Genomic DNA, 16,316 nt, shown 5'->3' with positions numbered 1-16,316 from the left:
GAGGTAGACGATGGACTATATCAGATTAAAAGATGTATATAAAACAATGAAAGGAACGCAGGTATTAAAAGGCGTAAATCTTATGGTAGAGCAGGGGGATATCGTAGGTATAAGGGGAATTAATGGTTCCGGAAAAACAATGGTTTTACGAGCAATAGCGGGGCTTATTCGTGTGGATGGCAGTGTGGAGATTGGTGGCAAGAAAATGGAACCGGGAGAGTGCCCCAAAGATATAGGAGTCCTTGTCGAAATGCCGGGATTTTTGCCGGAATTTACAGGAAAGAAAAACCTGCAGTTATTGGGAATGCTGCAAGAGGGAGTAACAGAAGAAGATATTGAGGAAGCGATGAATGCGGTTGGGTTAGATCCGAAAGATCGAAGACATTATAAAAAGTATTCGCTGGGAATGAAAGAACGGCTCGGTATTGCACAGGCAATTTTGAAAAAGCCGAAGTTGATTTTATTGGACGAACCAACGAATGGAATCGACAGCGATGGTATACAAATGTTGGAAGAATTGTTGCGGCATCTAAAAGAAGCGGGAAGCACCATTGTCGTAACAAGCCATGATCGCGACTTCTTGGATGCGGTGACTTCGCAGTGTTACGAAATGAAAGAGGGAAGCTTAAGGTGATAATGAGTATAACTAGTGGAGAATGTTTCACAAAATTATGGAATGAAAGAAAGGGAACCTAGGATGAAAGTATTAATTTCTGAAAAAAGCAAACAACGATTTAAATTTGGGGCAATAGTTATGATATTTCTTGCCCTAATCGTCCTTTTTGTCGTGCGGTATCAGATAGTAAATGGAAAAGCCTTACATCATGTGAAACATGAGGTGATACCATATGGTGAGAATTATGAGATGGCAGACATTACCTACAACATACAGAAATCACCGGTTTGGAGAAAAATATATGATGAAGATTATCGGATGAAAATATACAAATACGAGACGAAGGTTACAGTTGTGAATCACAGTGACAAGACAGTATCCATCTATGATATCGTACCCAATTACTGCCTGCTGTCTGGAGGGAGTATTTGGTACGGTAATGTCCAAACAACGGAAAAAGATTCTATAGATAGTGGGGATAAAGTAACATTGAATTTGTTTTTTGATGTCATACCGGAGGAGGGTATGCAGGCATCCATTTACGAAACGGCAGCGCTGTATTATGTTATGAGGGAGAAAGGCAGGACATATAAGATAGAATACAAAAGGTTCTCAGCGTTTGTTTGACCATAATCGCGGACTTATCTACCCAGGCTTCATCAGCAGAGACTCAGAGGCACGAGTGATTGCAGATGCGAAGTACAAACCGATTGATAATATTGGAAACAAGGACTATCTGCAAGTATTGGCATATATGTTCCGATTTGATGCCAAGAAGGGATTTTATTTTTATCCTGAAATGGGAGAGGAAGAACGCGCATTGCTCTTGGTTATACCGTTGGTTCTAAGAGCAATAATAAAACACAAAAATGACCGCCCCTGTCTGATAAACTAAGCGATCATTTTTGATCCATATATCAGGCTAACTGTCTATCAGCAGCGCCTTCTTTATTGACATGTTAACATCTAACCACTCATATGTCAAATATATATTCTGTTTTAATCAGTTCTGCAAATCCCAGTTTGTATAATTAAGAAAATAAGAATTCACTTTCAAAAGAAAGAGGGCAGTCGGCTGAGCCTGTTCTTAGCAGCATCATAGGGAACCTTCCTCTTTGCAAAGGCCTGCGACAACCGAAGACTTGAGTTCGATAGTTTCGCTCTCAATAAATGTCATAAGACACCTCTTGTAGTTTTATTAATCGCTATTATAGTCATTGTAGTCATTCTTGCCGATTTGTATTCGCGTGGTGATTAGAAAAAACAAGAAGAGGGTACAAATCCATATTGGGTGGAAAGGGAAAAGTTGTGAGTGGATCGGAAAGAACATCCACCTTTTACATATGATTGCACAATTTGAACGGAAAAAGCCTCATGATCATGTACGAAAATAAAAGTAAAATTTATTAGATGATATAATTGCCGTATCGGCTAAAAATAGCGCGGCATACGAAAAAAGAATGGTGTTTTTGCCGATGGTGTGATATACTAATTAGTAGGTTGGTACGTTTTTTGGATTTGATTTATGACGGAGGATTGTAGATGAAATACCTTTTAGTTGCTGATATAGCAAAAAAATGGAATATGTCAGAACGCAGTGTTAGAAATTACTGTGCCCAAGGGCGTGTGAACGGTGCATGTCTTACCGGTAAGACATGGAACATTCCAGAAAACGCACAGAAACCGGAGCGCGCTAACAAAAGAAAAGAAGAACCGATTACTCTGTTGGATATTCTAAAAGAGCAGAAGGTCAGTAAATATTCCGGTGGGATTTATCATAAGACACAGATTGATTTGACCTATAACTCTAATCATATGGAGGGAAGCCGCCTGACACACGATCAAACCAGATATATCTTTGAAACCAATACTATTGGCGTAGAAAAAGAAGTGTTGAATGTGGATGATGTGATCGAAACGGCAAATCACTTTCGTTGCATTGACATGATTATTGATCACGCGAAAGCAACTTTAACGGAGAAATTCATCAAAGAACTTCACTTGACTTTGAAGAATGGCACCAGCGATTCCAGAAAAGATTGGTTTGCTGTTGGTGATTATAAGAAACTTCCGAATGAAGTCGGTGGCAGGGATACAGCTCTTCCGGAAGAAGTTGCTGATAAAATGAAGGCCTTGCTGACGGAATACAATGCCAAAGAGGAAAAGACCTTTGCAGATATTCTGGAATTTCATGTGAAGTTTGAGAGAATCCATCCGTTCCAGGATGGTAATGGGCGTGTGGGCAGATTGATTATGTTTAAGGAGTGCCTGAAATACAATATTGTTCCGTTCATCATTGAGGACAATCTGAAGATGTTCTATTATCGTGGATTGAAGGAATGGAACGACGAACAAGGTTATCTGACAGATACCTGTCTGACAGCACAATATAAATATAAAGCATATTTGGATTATTTTAGGATTGAATATTAAACAAGCTGATTTTCCAAGTATCAATTATAATGTTCGCCAAATATTAAAATATGAAGGTTGATAATGTAGTTATCGACACCATAAAAGAGAGACTTTCGACAAGTCTCTCTTTTATAGTGTACTTTCATACAAATTTTTGATGTTTATTTAGCCCCGGCTTTTCGCTAGAATAGCAGTATAAGGAAAACGGGGAAGGATTGATTACGAATGAGTCAGGATACGTTTGCAAGGGTGGAGAAAAAGTATGTGATCAGCCGGGAGCAGTATGAGTGGATTCGGCAGTCCCTTGCAGAGTATACGGTGGAGGATGAGTATGGACAGAGTACGATCCGCAATGTTTATTATGATACGCCTGGGGAGGAGATGATCCGTCATTCCATCCAGAAGCCGGAGTTTAAGGAGAAAGTGCGCGTCCGGGGATATGGAAAAATCGGACGAAACGATGACGTGTTTGTGGAACTGAAGCGCAAATACCAGGGCATCGTCTATAAGAGAAGGGTGAGCATGCCACTTTCGGAGGCAGAGAAATTTCTGGCGCGGCGCAGGAGCTGGAACTCAGTTGAAGGAAAAGATGTTTGTTGCCAGGGAGAGAAAGGAAGCCAGAGCGAGATGGTGAGGAAGGTTTTCCAGCCGCAGAAGGAACGCCCAAATCAGGAAGAGGGAGACTTTGTGCATCGCCAGATCCTGCGGGAACTGGAATACACCAGAGATCGATATGACTTGCGGCCGAACATGTATATCGCATACGACCGCGTAGCCCTGTACGGAAAAGAGGACAGGTCCCTGCGTCTGACATTCGATCAGAGGATCCGCAACCGCAGGCGGGGACTGACGCTTGACGGGGAGGAACCGGAGAATTTGTACTTTGAACAGGGTGAGGTCGTTATGGAGATCAAATGTGGCAGTGCATATCCGCTGTGGCTTTGCAGGATGCTTGGGGGACAAAAAATCTATCCCACATCCTTTTCCAAATACGGAGCATTTTATACGAAAGAGAGGAATCAACAATATGATGGTAAGTGTGATTAATGGGGCGGGGAGTGTGTCTGTGCAGGCGGCGCTGTTGTGTACATGTGTGTCCCTGGTACTGGGGTTGGTGATCGCGGCAGTGTACATGCTGCAGGGGGAGTATACGAAGAATTTTGTGGTGACGCTGCTGTTGCTGCCGGCTCTGGTGCAGGCGGTGATCATGCTGGTCAATGGAAATCTGGGAACCGGTGTGGCGATCATGGGTGCATTCAGTCTGGTACGTTTCCGGTCTGTTCCGGGTACATCCCGTGAGATCAGCGGCGTATTCTATGCGATCGTGGTAGGACTTGCGACCGGTATGGGCTATCTGGCTTATGCGGTGATGATCACTGTGATCGTGGGAGCTATGATGTTGGTTTCTTACAAGGTGGTCGGACATGCCGGCGTGCAGCAGCATCTCCTGCGGATCGTGATCTCGGAGGATCTTGATTATGAGGGAGTCTTTGAAGATATTCTGCAGAAATACACCAAAACTGCCCGTCTGATTCAGGTAAAAACCATCAACATGGGCAGTATGTATGAACTTCGTTATGAAATTGCGCTGGCAAAGGATGCGCTTGTTAAGGAGATGATCGATGACATCCGTACCCGCAATGCCAATCTTACGGTGAGCTGCAGCAGAGTGCTGACCAGCCGAGAGGAATTATAATATGGCATCATATGCCAAAGAACTTTTTCTTTTAGCAAATCCGTTTTAATAGCGTTGACAAATGTGTAAAATGGAACGCTACATTGAATGCTGTGCAAAAGTCACCTCGAAAATCGTTCCCCCAGTCTTGCCTGATTTGATACAAATACTGCCATCATGTGCTCTAACGATTTCACGGACAAAAGCAAGCCCTAGCCCTACGCCACCCAGCTCACGGCTTCTGGCTTTATCCACACGGAAGAATGGCTCGAACACTCTCTCCCTAAGCTTCTTTGGTATTCCTCTTCCCGTATCTTCTACAGACAGATAAACATGCTTGTTTCTCTGATATGCGGTTACTGTAACCTGTCCGAGCGGATGATTATATTTGATGGCATTCTCAACCAGATTGTATACAAGCCTGTAAATAAGGATATCACTGCCTATCATAGTGGCATCCTCACATTTTCCAATCAGCTTTATATTCTTTTCCACGGCAAGAGGCTCAAGGTCTGCCAAAACCTCTTCAACAATAGCATCCAATATAATTTTATCATTCCTTCCCACCGTCTGAAGCTCACTCATGTCAAGAAGAGTCTTTACCATCCTGTTTAATTTATCATTTTGTTCCGTAACCATTTTTATGGTCTGCAAAGTGTCTGCATCATTTCCCGGGTGAGAGGCAGAATTATATAAATCAAGCTGTACCTGCATTAACGCTAATGGAGTACGCAGCTCATGTGCTGCATTTGCAGTAAACTGTCTCTGTATCTCAAATGCTTCCGACAGACGCTCAAGCATCTTATTATAAGAAATACTCAGCTGGTTCAGTTCCTTAACATTGTTTTCTTCTATTCTTGAATCAGACAGATTCTGAGCCTGTACCTCTTCAATTTTATCTGAAAACTCCCTGATTGATCTGAGTGCATGCCCGCTTATAAAATAAGTGACGACACCTCCCAAAAGCGCCAGCAAAACCGTGATTATCAGACTGTTTCTTTTATAGTCGGCCTTATTATTGTACACCTGAACCGAAAATTTATCCGCAAACTCATCCCACTTATCGTCCGGTATGCTGATATATATTTCATCAGATTTGTTTCCTTTTTCATCCCCCTGTGACTCTACCGCATCCTGCAGAGAATCGATGTAATGCACACCATTTTTATAGACAAACATGGTCAGGCAGCCACATATAATAGCAATACACAATGTAGTAATGCACGTAAGTCTCCACTGTAGCGACATTCTTTTCATCTGTCAGACTCCTCCCGTATTTTATAGCCTTCACCTACCTTGTTCTGAATGGGATCATATCCCAGCTTCGCCTTAAGCTTTTTTCTAAGTGAAGACATATGTACCCTGATTGCTCCGCTAAAGCTGTCTGCCGTGGCATCCCATACATGCTCTATCAGCTCCTCCTGACTCACCGGTCTGCCTATATTGATAAGTAAATATTCCAAAATACCATTCTCTTTTCTTGTCAGTGGAACCGGCTCTTCCTTTGCATATGCCTCGCGTTTAATCGTATCAAACTTTATATCTCTGTATTTAAGACATATATCATTCTGTACAAATTTCCTTCTTGTCAGGCTTCTGATACGTGCCTCAAGCTCCTGCAGATGGAATGGTTTTTCCATGTAATCATTTGCTCCTGCATCCAGTCCCTCTACCTTATCAGCAATCTGACCTCTTGCAGATAATATCAAAACCTTAGTTTCATCATTGTATTTTCTAAGCTCCTTAAGAAGCTCCATGCCATCCATCCCCGGCAGATTCAAATCCAAAACTATCAGATCATAATTCTCCGACAGTATATATTCAAGAGCCTCTTTCCCATCATAACAGGTATCCACCTCATAACCGGCAGCATACAGACTCTTTGCAACCATATCACATATTTGTTTCTCATCTTCAACAATTAATAATCTCAAAATGTTCTCCTGCTTCTTAACAATAATTTTACAACCTATATTGTATAATACCAAAGTCAGCTGGTCAATAATACAACAAAAAGGAGCAACATTATGTTGAAATACCAAAAAACATGTCAAATCATTTTGCTTATCCTTGGAGTATCCATGATAAGCTATGGTGCAGTCAGAGGTGAGGCGGCTACAGTGCTTGGTAAAGCAATAAAACTATGTTTGGAGTGTGTCGGAATTGGATAAGGAAAAGAAATTACTATCAAGAAAACTGGCAAAAATACGTGGCTGGATACAGGCCGCAGCAACGCTGCTGACCAATATTCATATTCCAAATTTATTTAAGGGTAAAATATATCAGGGCAATGCAAAAACAGTATGCGTACCCGGATTAAACTGCTACTCCTGCCCTGCCGCGACAGGAGCCTGTCCAATAGGGGCATTTCAGGCAGTTGTCGGATCATCAAAATTTAAGTTTTCATACTACATAACCGGATTTTTTATTTTACTCGGTGTAACTCTCGGCAGATTTATATGTGGTTTTTTGTGCCCATTTGGATGGTTTCAGGATTTACTGCATAAAATCCCCGGAAAGAAATTATCCACAGCCAAACTAAAGCCTCTTAGGTACCTAAAATATGTCATTCTTATTGTTTTCGTTATACTTCTTCCGATGCTTGTAACGAACTCTATAGGAATGGGAGACCCGTTCTTCTGCAAATATATCTGTCCTCAGGGTGTTTTAGAGGGTGCTATACCGTTATCTATTGGAAATGCTGCTATCCGTTCTGCGCTGGGAAAGCTTTTTTCTTTCAAGTGTATGATTTTAATTGCAGTGATTGTACTAAGTATCTTATTTTACAGGCCTTTCTGTAAATGGATTTGTCCGCTTGGAGCAATCTACTCATTATTTAATAAGGTCAGCCTGCTCAAAATCACCGTTGATAGCAGCAAATGTGTTGGATGCGGTCAATGCTCAAAGGCATGTAAGATGGATGTGGATGTGTGTAAGACACCGGATCACCTCGAGTGCATACGCTGCGGTGCCTGCATAAAGGCCTGTCCGAAGGACGCCATCTGCTACCGGTTTATGGGAAAATCATGTCAAAAAAATGACAACAGATAGCTATTAAACATTTTACTATTATTTAAAGGAGACATTACTCATGAAAAACAAATTATTATTTATTTCTATTTTTACACTCTGCATAGCATTATCACTTACAGCATGTGGCGTAAAGCAAGATTCCACAACAGATTCTAAGAACACTCAGACTGGAGCCGGCTCAGAAGCATCCGGCAAATCAAATTCCAGGCGGGATGATTTATATCAGCAGGAAAATCAGATTTTTGCAGATCATGCTGATGTGTGGAACAAGGCATTTGGCATGATGAACAAAAGTGACGCCGATCCAAACGGAAATTATGCTGATTATCTTGCCGGTACCGTAGAATCAAACAAGAATTCATTCACAGACGATGAGCTTAAAACACTTAATGAGGATATTGAAACTATACGAAAAATCGAGAAACAGATAGCTGAGATTGAAAACAAAAATACATCATCAGACGATAACAAGAAGGACAGCTCTAAAGCCTCATCTGTATTCAGTGATTTTTCCGGTGAGGATTTTGATGGCAATAAGGTTGATGACAGCCTGTTTTCCGGTAATGCAGTAACAGTCGTCAATTTCTGGTTTACCGGCTGCAAACCATGTGTCGCTGAATTATCCAAGCTTAACGAATTAAATGATGCTATCAAATCAAAGGGCGGAGAAGTTGTTGGCATCAACACTGAGACCTTCGATGGCAATAAAACAGCTATCAAAGAGGCTGCCGCTGTTCTTAAAAGCCAGGGTGTCAAATATCGTAATCTGTCAATTGACTCCTCTAGTGCTGCCGGTAAATATGCCTCAGAAATCATGGCCTTTCCAACAACTATACTTGTTGACAGAAATGGCAATATTGTAGGCAAACCAATGCTCGGCGGAATTGATAACAAGGACAACTATAATGCCCTTATGAAGCAGATTCAGTCTGTAATTGATGCAGACAGCACAAATAAATAGAGGTCTACATATAAAAAGCTCCTGTGCATTGCACAGAGAGCTTTTTTTGAACATTACTATAATGTCAAGGAATCTTCTGCATCTACCCACATCTGTAAATTCCCATCAAGATACAGTCTCGCATATTCTAGTGGTTCATCAAGGGATGCTGTGTCTATGCGAATTTATAATCGGCTTTTACATTGCAATGTTATTATTGAACTTAAGAATGATAGGCGATGATAGAAGTGAATTAAACCTGTTTATGCAGCATAGACCTAATATGAATGCCTTACAAAAATTCATTAGCAAATCATAAAATTCTTGCATATTTTATGCAGAAGTAGTATCTTATATATAACAATTGCGGTGGATGTCTTCGGATTACACCTGGAAGAACCTGATGCGTCGGGTTCTTTTTTTTTGTAAAATTTAGTGTAGCATTCTAAATAGTACGACTTTGAGGTGTTACTACCAAGCAACAAGTCGCTCAGAAATGAGGATTAGTATGAAACAAATATTAAAATGTTTTATGTTTTTTATTATAATAAATATTTTAAGTGGCTGTTCGTTTAAAGGTTTAAGTGAAATGATGTTAGAGGAGGAAAATCAGGATTTACCTTCTTCCATTGGGACAATCTCATCAGATTTTTTATTTGCTGTATTAGGAACAGGGGAGATTGCTTTTCTTACTATAGATTCAAAAGAAGTTGTATTTTTGGATGAAAAACAGAAAAACAGACGCTCTGTTGAATTATCTGAGAATCGTCAATCTTTAGAGATTACTGCAGGAAATGATTACTTTTATGTGTATTGTTCCAACGAAGATGAAACAGCTGGTTTTTTAAATGTTTTTGACAAGAAAGGAGAGTTAATAAAAGAAATATCATTACCGTTCAGTAGAGTTAGTGTCAGCAATGGAATTGTGTATGGATATTATGATGAAACAGCTGATTTTAATGGATGGGATTCTAATATCTCGAATAGTCATATTGAAGCAACCCATTATATTAGTGAGAGAAAATTTTTAGAAAAATTTCCTAACTGTATGGATGATTGGAATGAAATAAGCGGGGACGAAATAGCAAATGTTGGTGAACAACAATTTTATCGCTGTTCATCGGATTATTGTCATAATACAGACTATTATAGTGATCAAAAACCTTTGTCTGTTTTTGGTCAAATAGATTATGTGAGATATTGTGATGGGAAAATAGCTTCCGAGGAGTCGGATAAAGAAATCCGTTCCCGTTTGAATCAAATATATAGTATGATGAAAAAAAAGGAAGAGAATTTTCTGATTTATAGTTTTCAAACCAATGATAAAATATACGGCATTTGTAATGTATATAGTCAATATGGGGAACTATTAACTTTTTGCACGGATGATTTGGATTATAGTTTTTCTTTTTCTTATGATGAAAAAGAAGATAAATTATATAAGGTAAATGAGTATACTAACATTGAACTTATATATGAAGATGAATATAATTGTCTGTATCATAAATTAGACGGTGTTTATTATACAAAATTAGGATCAGATAAAGAAGAAAAATTATATGATTACAATGGGGAAATTGGACTTACAATCTTAGAAGGATATGTAAAGTTTCAGGAAAGAGAAATACATTACAATGATGATATTATAGATAAGCAGAAAATAATAAAAGTATGGTAGTATATCCATGCCGATGTGGAAAAGGATGAATGAGAAAATTATGGAGAAAGTGCTTGATTTTTTGGAGGACAAAAAGCATATTGTGGTTAGGATGTGACGGAGATATATAAAAATGGCAAGGCCAAGAAGACCGAAAGTGAAAAATCCAAAAACAAAGAGAGTGGATGTACGCCTGATGGAATATGAGTACGCCAGATAAAAAATATGCCAAGCGTCATAATCAAACATTTGCACAAACATTGCGATTAGAAGCGAGGCAAAGAAAATTGTATTTTAGGGAATATGGTAGCTGGATAAAAAATATTTTTTCGGCTAAAATATAACCAGAATATAAATTAGCCGAAAGAGGGTTGAAAATATGAATTATATAAAACGAAATTTGGAGAATGTAGTAAGTCAGGTGACAAAGGAATACCCGGTAGTCTTAGTTACGGGACCGAGGCAGGTGGGCAAGACAACAATGCTTCAGAAATTAATGGAAGGAACAGAAAGAGGATACGTAACGCTAGATGATTTGAATGAAAGAAATATTGCAAAAACGGATCCGGAATTGTTTCTGCAGTTGCATAAGCCACCTGTATTGATTGATGAAGTCCAGTATGCACCGGAATTATTTACTTATATAAAGATGCATGTAGATAAGAATCATGAACCGGGAGCATTTTGGCTTATTGGTTCTCAAGTATTTAAATTGATGAGAGGGGTGCAAGAGTCCTTGGCAGGAAGGGTGGCTGTTCTATCACTTACATCTTTATCACAGGCGGAAATATCCGGTGGAGAGATGGAACCATTTTCAATTGAAATGGAGGCTTTAAACGAAAGAAAGAAGAAAAGAGAAGAGGCTGATACAAGAGGGATTTTTGAAAGAATATATAAAGGATCTATGCCGGCAATTGTAAGTGGTGCTAACAGTAATAGCCAGATTTTCTATAGTAGTTATTTGTCCACTTATATTGAGAGAGATGTAAAAGAATTGTCAGATGCTATAGATTCGCTTAAGTTTCTTAGATTTATTACTGCAGTAGCTGCAAGATGTGGTCAGATGGTGAATGTGGCAGAAATCGCTAGGGATGCAGATATTAATCAGACTCAAGCAAAGAAATGGTTGGCTATTTTAGAAACATTGGGCATAATTTTTTATCTCCACCCGTATTCTAATAATTTATTAAAACGTCTTGTAAAAACACCTAAGATATATTTCTATGATACAGGATTAGTGTGTTATTTAACGAAGTGGAGTAGTGCAGAAACGTTAGAGAGTGGAGCTATGAATGGTGCAATTCTAGAAAATTATGTAGTAGCTGAGATCATGAAAACCTACTTGAATTGTGGAAAAGAACCATACTTGTATTATTATCGAGATAAGGATGCCAAAGAGATTGATATAGTTCTTGAGCATGATGGCGTTTTAAATCCAATTGAGATTAAGAAAACTTCAAATCCGGGTACTGAGCTGGTAAAGGTGTTTGATTTGTTAGATAAGTCATCTACAACTCGTGCGAAAGGAGCTGTTATTTGTATGAAACCAGGACTCAGTGCAATTGACAGAGAGAATTATATTGTACCGATTTGGATGATTTAGGATTAGCATTTAAAATATTAGCAATGGGGAAAACTACTTTGGGCATTTCAGCACTCGCCGTATGCAGAGCCTCTTTTATTGGTTCATTTTAAAAGTTTTCGATATTCAGATGGTGAACAGCCTTTTTGTTTATGAAACAGTCGGCTAAAATAAAGTGGGTTATCATAACCGACAATGCGTGCAATTTCATTTACGGCGTAATTTGTGGTTTCTAATAACATCTGAGCATTAGTGATTCGGATGGAGGTGATGAACTGCATAGGTGTTGTACCGGTAAATTTTTTGAAATTCCGAATAAACCAACTGACACTCATTCCTCTGGAAACAGCATATTCCTCGATGTTGATATCACGGTTATAGTTTTCGTTAAAATAGGACGCTGCAGTGTCCATTTCATGATCGAGGTATTCGTTTTTTAGTACATATTTACGAGTAAGCTCCCGGTGAAAAATGATCAGTAAATGGCGTAGCAGTAGTGTCAGCATTTCTTCGTAATCATCCTGACATCTTTGCAATTCTAAAATAATGCGTTTAAAAATACGTTCGTATTCCAGAGATGTTCCAACATGGAAGATACGCTGGTCATTCGAGAAACCATAATTTCTTAAAATGTTCTTTACATCACTTCCGGTAAAATGCACCCAGTAAACTTCTGTTTTATCAATGCCATAGTATTCATATTTCTGGAATTCCTTGGGGCGGTAAAGTACTATGTTTCCTGCTGTAACGACAGTATCGTCATCTGCGTTGTCAAAATGAAAATGAGCTCGTCCGGCTGCTATATAGATGATTTGAAAGTCAAGTCTTCCTTTGGGACGATAAGTTGGAAGCTTTGGGTGTGAGGATAGGCGATAGGTGCCACAGCTTCCTACGATAAGTGGTCGGCTTTTGTCTTTGAAGTCGATAAGGGAGTGGTTGTGATAACCGGAATTTATATACATTTTGAGTCCTCCTTTGGAAAGTGAAATGTCTGACTGTTAGCAGTCAATGGTGAACCGGAAACTATACATAAAGTGAATGTCACCTCAAAACCTACGGTTTTTCGGTGAGAGCTGCGCTCATATAGTTTTGGCCGTATACCAATATTTGACTGCAAGCAGTCAATATTGGTATACAACTAAAACTGCATTCACTTTAGTGTATCATTTTGTGCATGTTTTGTCCATTTCTGTTTATAGACATTTTCTTTGTAAAAATGTATGATGATTTCAAGGTAATACAGGGACGGAAGACAATGAGACACAGAAGGTATTTTATTGATTACCTAATGCGGTGAACAAAAAAATATATATTAAAGGAGGATTACACAATGCTCGTACCACGCTTTTATGAAGATTTGAATGTTATGCACGACAAGACAATGCCAGCGAGGACATATTACATTCCGGCATCAGTTCGTATGAATGATCTAGTGGAGCATCGGGAAAGATCGGATCGTTTTCAGCTGTTAAACGGAGAGTGGAAGTTTCAGTATTATAACAGCATTTATGACGTAACGGAATCATTTTATGAGAAAGGCTATGATGTTTCCGGGTTTGATCAGGTAACTGTTCCGGGTGTATGGCAGATGGATGGTTATGACACGCATCAGTACACGAATATTCGTTACCCGTTTCCATTCGATCCACCATATGTGCCACAGGATATTCCATGTGGAGCATATGTTCATAACTTTGAATATTACAGAGAAAAAAAGGCATCAAAAGCATTTCTGAATTTTGAAGGTGTCGATAGCTGTTTTTATGTATGGGTAAATGGTGCTTATGCCGGATACAGTCAGGTGCCTCACGCTACCAGTGAATTTGATGTAACAGACCTGTTGAATGAAGGGAAAAATACATTAGCGGTTCTGGTGCTCAAATGGTGTGATGGATCGTATTTGGAGGATCAGGATAAGTTTCGGATGAGTGGCATTTTCAGAGATGTTTATTTGCTGAAAAGACCAGAAAAGACAATCAGAGATTATTACATTACGACAGATGTAGAAAAAGACAGCGTTGTTGTGAAATTGGATATGCATTTTGCAGAACCAGTGGAAACGAAAGTTACTATAGAAGATAAATATGGAGCAGTCGTAGCAAGAGGGGAAACAGCAGAGAATGGTGTGTTAGAACTGACCGTGTTAAATCCGGTTTTATGGAATGCGGAGAATCCTTATTTGTATCAGGTTATTTTGACAATGCCGGATGAAGTGATCGTTGATCGGATTGGTTTCCGTACGATTGAAATTAAGGACAAGGTTGTTTATTTTAACGGAGAAAAGATTAAATTCCGTGGAGTCAACCGCCATGATTCTGATCCGGAGACAGGATTTGTGATCGATGCCTGGCAGATCAAAAAGGATTTAATGTTGATGAAGCAGCATAACTTTAACGCTATTCGTTCCAGTCATTATCCAAATGCACCATATTTTTATCAGATGTGCGATGAATATGGATTTATGGTGATTGACGAGGCGGATATTGAGGCACATGGACCATTTATGCTGTACCGGAAGGAGGATACAGACCAGAACCGTTTTCACCGTTGGAATGAAAAGATTGCAGATGATCCGGCATGGGAAAAGGCAATTGTGGACCGTGTCCAGCTTATGGTACAGAGAGACAAAAACCGTCCAAGCATTGTAATGTGGTCTATGGGAAATGAAAGTGCGTATGGATGTAATTTTGAAAAGGCGCTTGCATGGACAAAGAAGTTTGATCCGGACAGGATCACGCAGTACGAAAGTGCAAGATACCGTAATTATGATATTACCTATGATTATGACAATTTGGATCTTTACAGCCGGATGTATCCGTCACTGCAGGAGATAGAGGATTATCTGAAAAATGACGGAAGCAAACCGTTTCTGCTGGTAGAATATTGCCATAGTATGGGAAACGGACCGGGAGATTTTGAAGATTATTTTCAGATGATTCATAAGGATGACCGGATGTGTGGCGGGTTTGTCTGGGAGTGGTGTGATCATGCAATCGCACATGGAACGGCAGAAAATGGAAAGACCAGATATTATTATGGAGGGGATCATGGAGAAACCATTCATGATGGCAATTTCTGTATGGACGGGCTGGTCTATCCCGGTCGTACACCGCATACGGGACTGCTGGAATATAAAAATGTCTATCGTCCGGTGAGAATCGTGTCTTATGACCAAGAAAACGGACAGATGGTTCTTCACAATTATATGGATTTTGATGATTTGAAGGATTATGTGGATATTTTCTATGAAATGACACAGGATGGCTTGACTGTGGAAAAAGGAAAACTGGCAAATGTTGTTGCATCACCCCATAGCGATGCGGAAGTGGAGTTGAAACTGCAGGTTCCAAATACCGGTAAGATTTATCTGAAGCTTATTTACCGGTTGAAAAAGGAAATGCCGTTGCTTGAACAGGGGTATGAATTAGGTTTTGATGAAATGAAGCTTGCAAATGAGGATGATAGAAACAGACAGGCTGTAAAGTGGCTGGAGCAGGAAAAAGGAATCGGAACCATTGCTGTTAAGGAAAACGATAAGCAGATCGTATTACAGGCAAAGGATTTTACTTATGTTTTAGATAAGCGTACCGGATTGTTTGAGAACATGCAGTTTGCCGGAAGAAGTTATATTAACCATCCAATGGAATTAAATATTTGGCGGGCTCCGACGGATAACGATATGTATATAAAGCTGGAATGGAAAAAGGCACATTATGATGCTGCCTATACCAGAGCATACCGTATAGAGGTGCTTCAGAACAAGCACGGTGTGCTGATCATGGAGCATCTGGCAGTGGTAGCTGATACCGTACAAAAGATTTTGGATGTGGAAATGACATGGAAGATCAATGAAGACGGGAAAATAGAGGCGGTTATAGAGGCAGTAAAAGATAAAGAATTCCCGGATCTGCCAAGGTTTGGAATTCGGATGTTTTTGAATAAGAAAATGGATGAGATTACTTATTTTGGAATGGGACCACAGGAAAGCTACCGGGATAAACACCAGGCTTCCTGTCATGGATTGTTCCGTTCGAAGGTGGCTCAGATGCATGAAGATTATATTCGTCCACAGGAGAATGGAAGCCATTATGACTGTGATTATGTAGAGCTTACAAATGGTCAATGTGGAATTGCAGCAGTTTCAAAGAATCCATTTTCGTTTAACGCTTCTGTTTATACACAGGAGGAGTTGGAACGGGTATCACACAATTATGAATTGAAAGAATCGGATAGCACCGTATTCTGTATGGATTATGCAATGAATGGAATTGGTTCAAATAGCTGCGGACCGGATGTCATGGATAAATATCGGTTTAATGAGGAAGCATTTCAGTTTCAGTTTGAATTAATTCCGTTTGTAAAAGGATAATACAAGACACTTGATAACCAAAGCAAATT

14 protein-coding genes and 1 pseudogene are annotated in these 16,316 nt (G+C 39.6%); 11 read left to right on the top strand and 4 right to left on the bottom strand.

Features of this window, described 5'->3' with window-relative positions; translation table 11 throughout:
- Positions 1-10: 10 nt before the first annotated feature.
- From DXB73_RS04510 to DXB73_RS04485, 5 genes are all read left to right on the top strand, one after another.
- A complete protein-coding gene (locus tag DXB73_RS04510; RefSeq protein WP_118690263.1) occupies positions 11-634 on the top strand; it encodes an ATP-binding cassette domain-containing protein in 624 nt (207 codons plus the stop codon).
- Positions 635-697: 63 nt separating this feature from the next.
- On the top strand, positions 698-1,243 hold the full coding sequence (locus tag DXB73_RS04505) for a hypothetical protein (RefSeq protein ID WP_118690262.1): 546 nt from the start codon (positions 698-700) through the stop codon (positions 1,241-1,243).
- A 915-nt stretch (positions 1,244-2,158) separates the two neighbouring features.
- Positions 2,159-3,049: a Fic family protein gene (locus DXB73_RS04495; protein ID WP_118690260.1), complete on the top strand. Its 891-nt coding sequence runs from the start codon at positions 2,159-2,161 to the stop codon at positions 3,047-3,049.
- A gap of 207 nt (positions 3,050-3,256) precedes the next feature.
- Entirely contained in the window at positions 3,257-4,078 is an 822-nt protein-coding gene (locus DXB73_RS04490) for a polyphosphate polymerase domain-containing protein (protein ID WP_118690259.1), read from the top strand.
- Positions 4,059-4,727, top strand: a complete 669-nt coding sequence (locus DXB73_RS04485; protein WP_118690258.1) for a DUF4956 domain-containing protein — start codon at positions 4,059-4,061, stop codon at positions 4,725-4,727. Before DXB73_RS04490 ends, DXB73_RS04485 begins: the two co-directional genes overlap by 20 nt.
- A gap of 78 nt (positions 4,728-4,805) precedes the next feature.
- Here DXB73_RS04485 and DXB73_RS04480 read toward each other — a convergent pair whose 3' ends face one another.
- Positions 4,806-5,963, bottom strand: a complete 1,158-nt coding sequence (locus tag DXB73_RS04480; RefSeq protein WP_118690257.1) for a HAMP domain-containing sensor histidine kinase — start codon at positions 5,961-5,963, stop codon at positions 4,806-4,808.
- Positions 5,960-6,640 carry a response regulator transcription factor gene (locus DXB73_RS04475; protein WP_182448224.1) on the bottom strand — a complete coding sequence of 227 codons (681 nt, stop codon included), beginning with the start codon at positions 6,638-6,640 and terminating at the stop codon, positions 5,960-5,962. Before DXB73_RS04475 ends, DXB73_RS04480 begins: the two co-directional genes overlap by 4 nt.
- 93 nt (positions 6,641-6,733) lie before the next feature.
- Here DXB73_RS04475 and DXB73_RS04470 point away from each other — a divergent pair, with 93 nt between their 5' ends.
- From DXB73_RS04470 to DXB73_RS04460, 3 genes are read left to right on the top strand one after another with little or no spacing between them, the layout of a single operon-like run.
- Positions 6,734-6,877, top strand: a complete 144-nt coding sequence (locus DXB73_RS04470) for a CD1871A family CXXC motif-containing protein (protein ID WP_009263530.1) — start codon at positions 6,734-6,736, stop codon at positions 6,875-6,877.
- Positions 6,870-7,757: a 4Fe-4S binding protein gene (locus DXB73_RS04465; protein WP_118507524.1), complete on the top strand. Its 888-nt coding sequence runs from the start codon at positions 6,870-6,872 to the stop codon at positions 7,755-7,757. Before DXB73_RS04470 ends, DXB73_RS04465 begins: the two co-directional genes overlap by 8 nt.
- A 40-nt stretch (positions 7,758-7,797) precedes the next feature.
- Positions 7,798-8,700, top strand: a complete 903-nt coding sequence (locus DXB73_RS04460) for a TlpA disulfide reductase family protein (RefSeq protein WP_118690256.1) — start codon at positions 7,798-7,800, stop codon at positions 8,698-8,700.
- 56 nt (positions 8,701-8,756) lie between these two features.
- Here DXB73_RS04460 and DXB73_RS14650 read toward each other — a convergent pair.
- Positions 8,757-8,858 (bottom strand): annotated as a pseudogene (locus DXB73_RS14650) (toxin-antitoxin system protein); the annotation flags it as partial.
- Between the two features lie 329 nt (positions 8,859-9,187).
- Here DXB73_RS14650 and DXB73_RS04455 point away from each other — a divergent pair.
- Together DXB73_RS04455 and DXB73_RS04450 are read left to right on the top strand one after the other, a co-directional pair.
- Entirely contained in the window at positions 9,188-10,357 is a 1,170-nt protein-coding gene (locus DXB73_RS04455) for a hypothetical protein (protein ID WP_118690255.1), read from the top strand.
- 358 nt (positions 10,358-10,715) lie between these two features.
- A complete protein-coding gene (locus tag DXB73_RS04450; protein WP_118507636.1) occupies positions 10,716-11,939 on the top strand; it encodes an ATP-binding protein in 1,224 nt (407 codons plus the stop codon).
- An 83-nt stretch (positions 11,940-12,022) separates the two neighbouring features.
- Here DXB73_RS04450 and DXB73_RS04445 read toward each other — a convergent pair whose 3' ends face one another.
- Complete coding sequence (locus DXB73_RS04445; protein ID WP_118507637.1) at positions 12,023-12,880, bottom strand: helix-turn-helix domain-containing protein; 858 nt, start codon at positions 12,878-12,880, stop codon at positions 12,023-12,025.
- Between the two features lie 368 nt (positions 12,881-13,248).
- On the opposite strand from DXB73_RS04445, the gene DXB73_RS04440 reads away from it, so the two are divergent.
- Entirely contained in the window at positions 13,249-16,287 is a 3,039-nt protein-coding gene (locus DXB73_RS04440; protein WP_118690254.1) for a glycoside hydrolase family 2 TIM barrel-domain containing protein, read from the top strand.
- Positions 16,288-16,316: the final 29 nt, after the last annotated feature.

Source organism: Clostridium sp. OM05-6BH, from assembly GCF_003481635.1.
Classification (GTDB): domain Bacteria; phylum Bacillota; class Clostridia; order Lachnospirales; family Lachnospiraceae; genus Butyribacter.
This window is presented reverse-complemented; position numbering and strand designations above follow the sequence as displayed.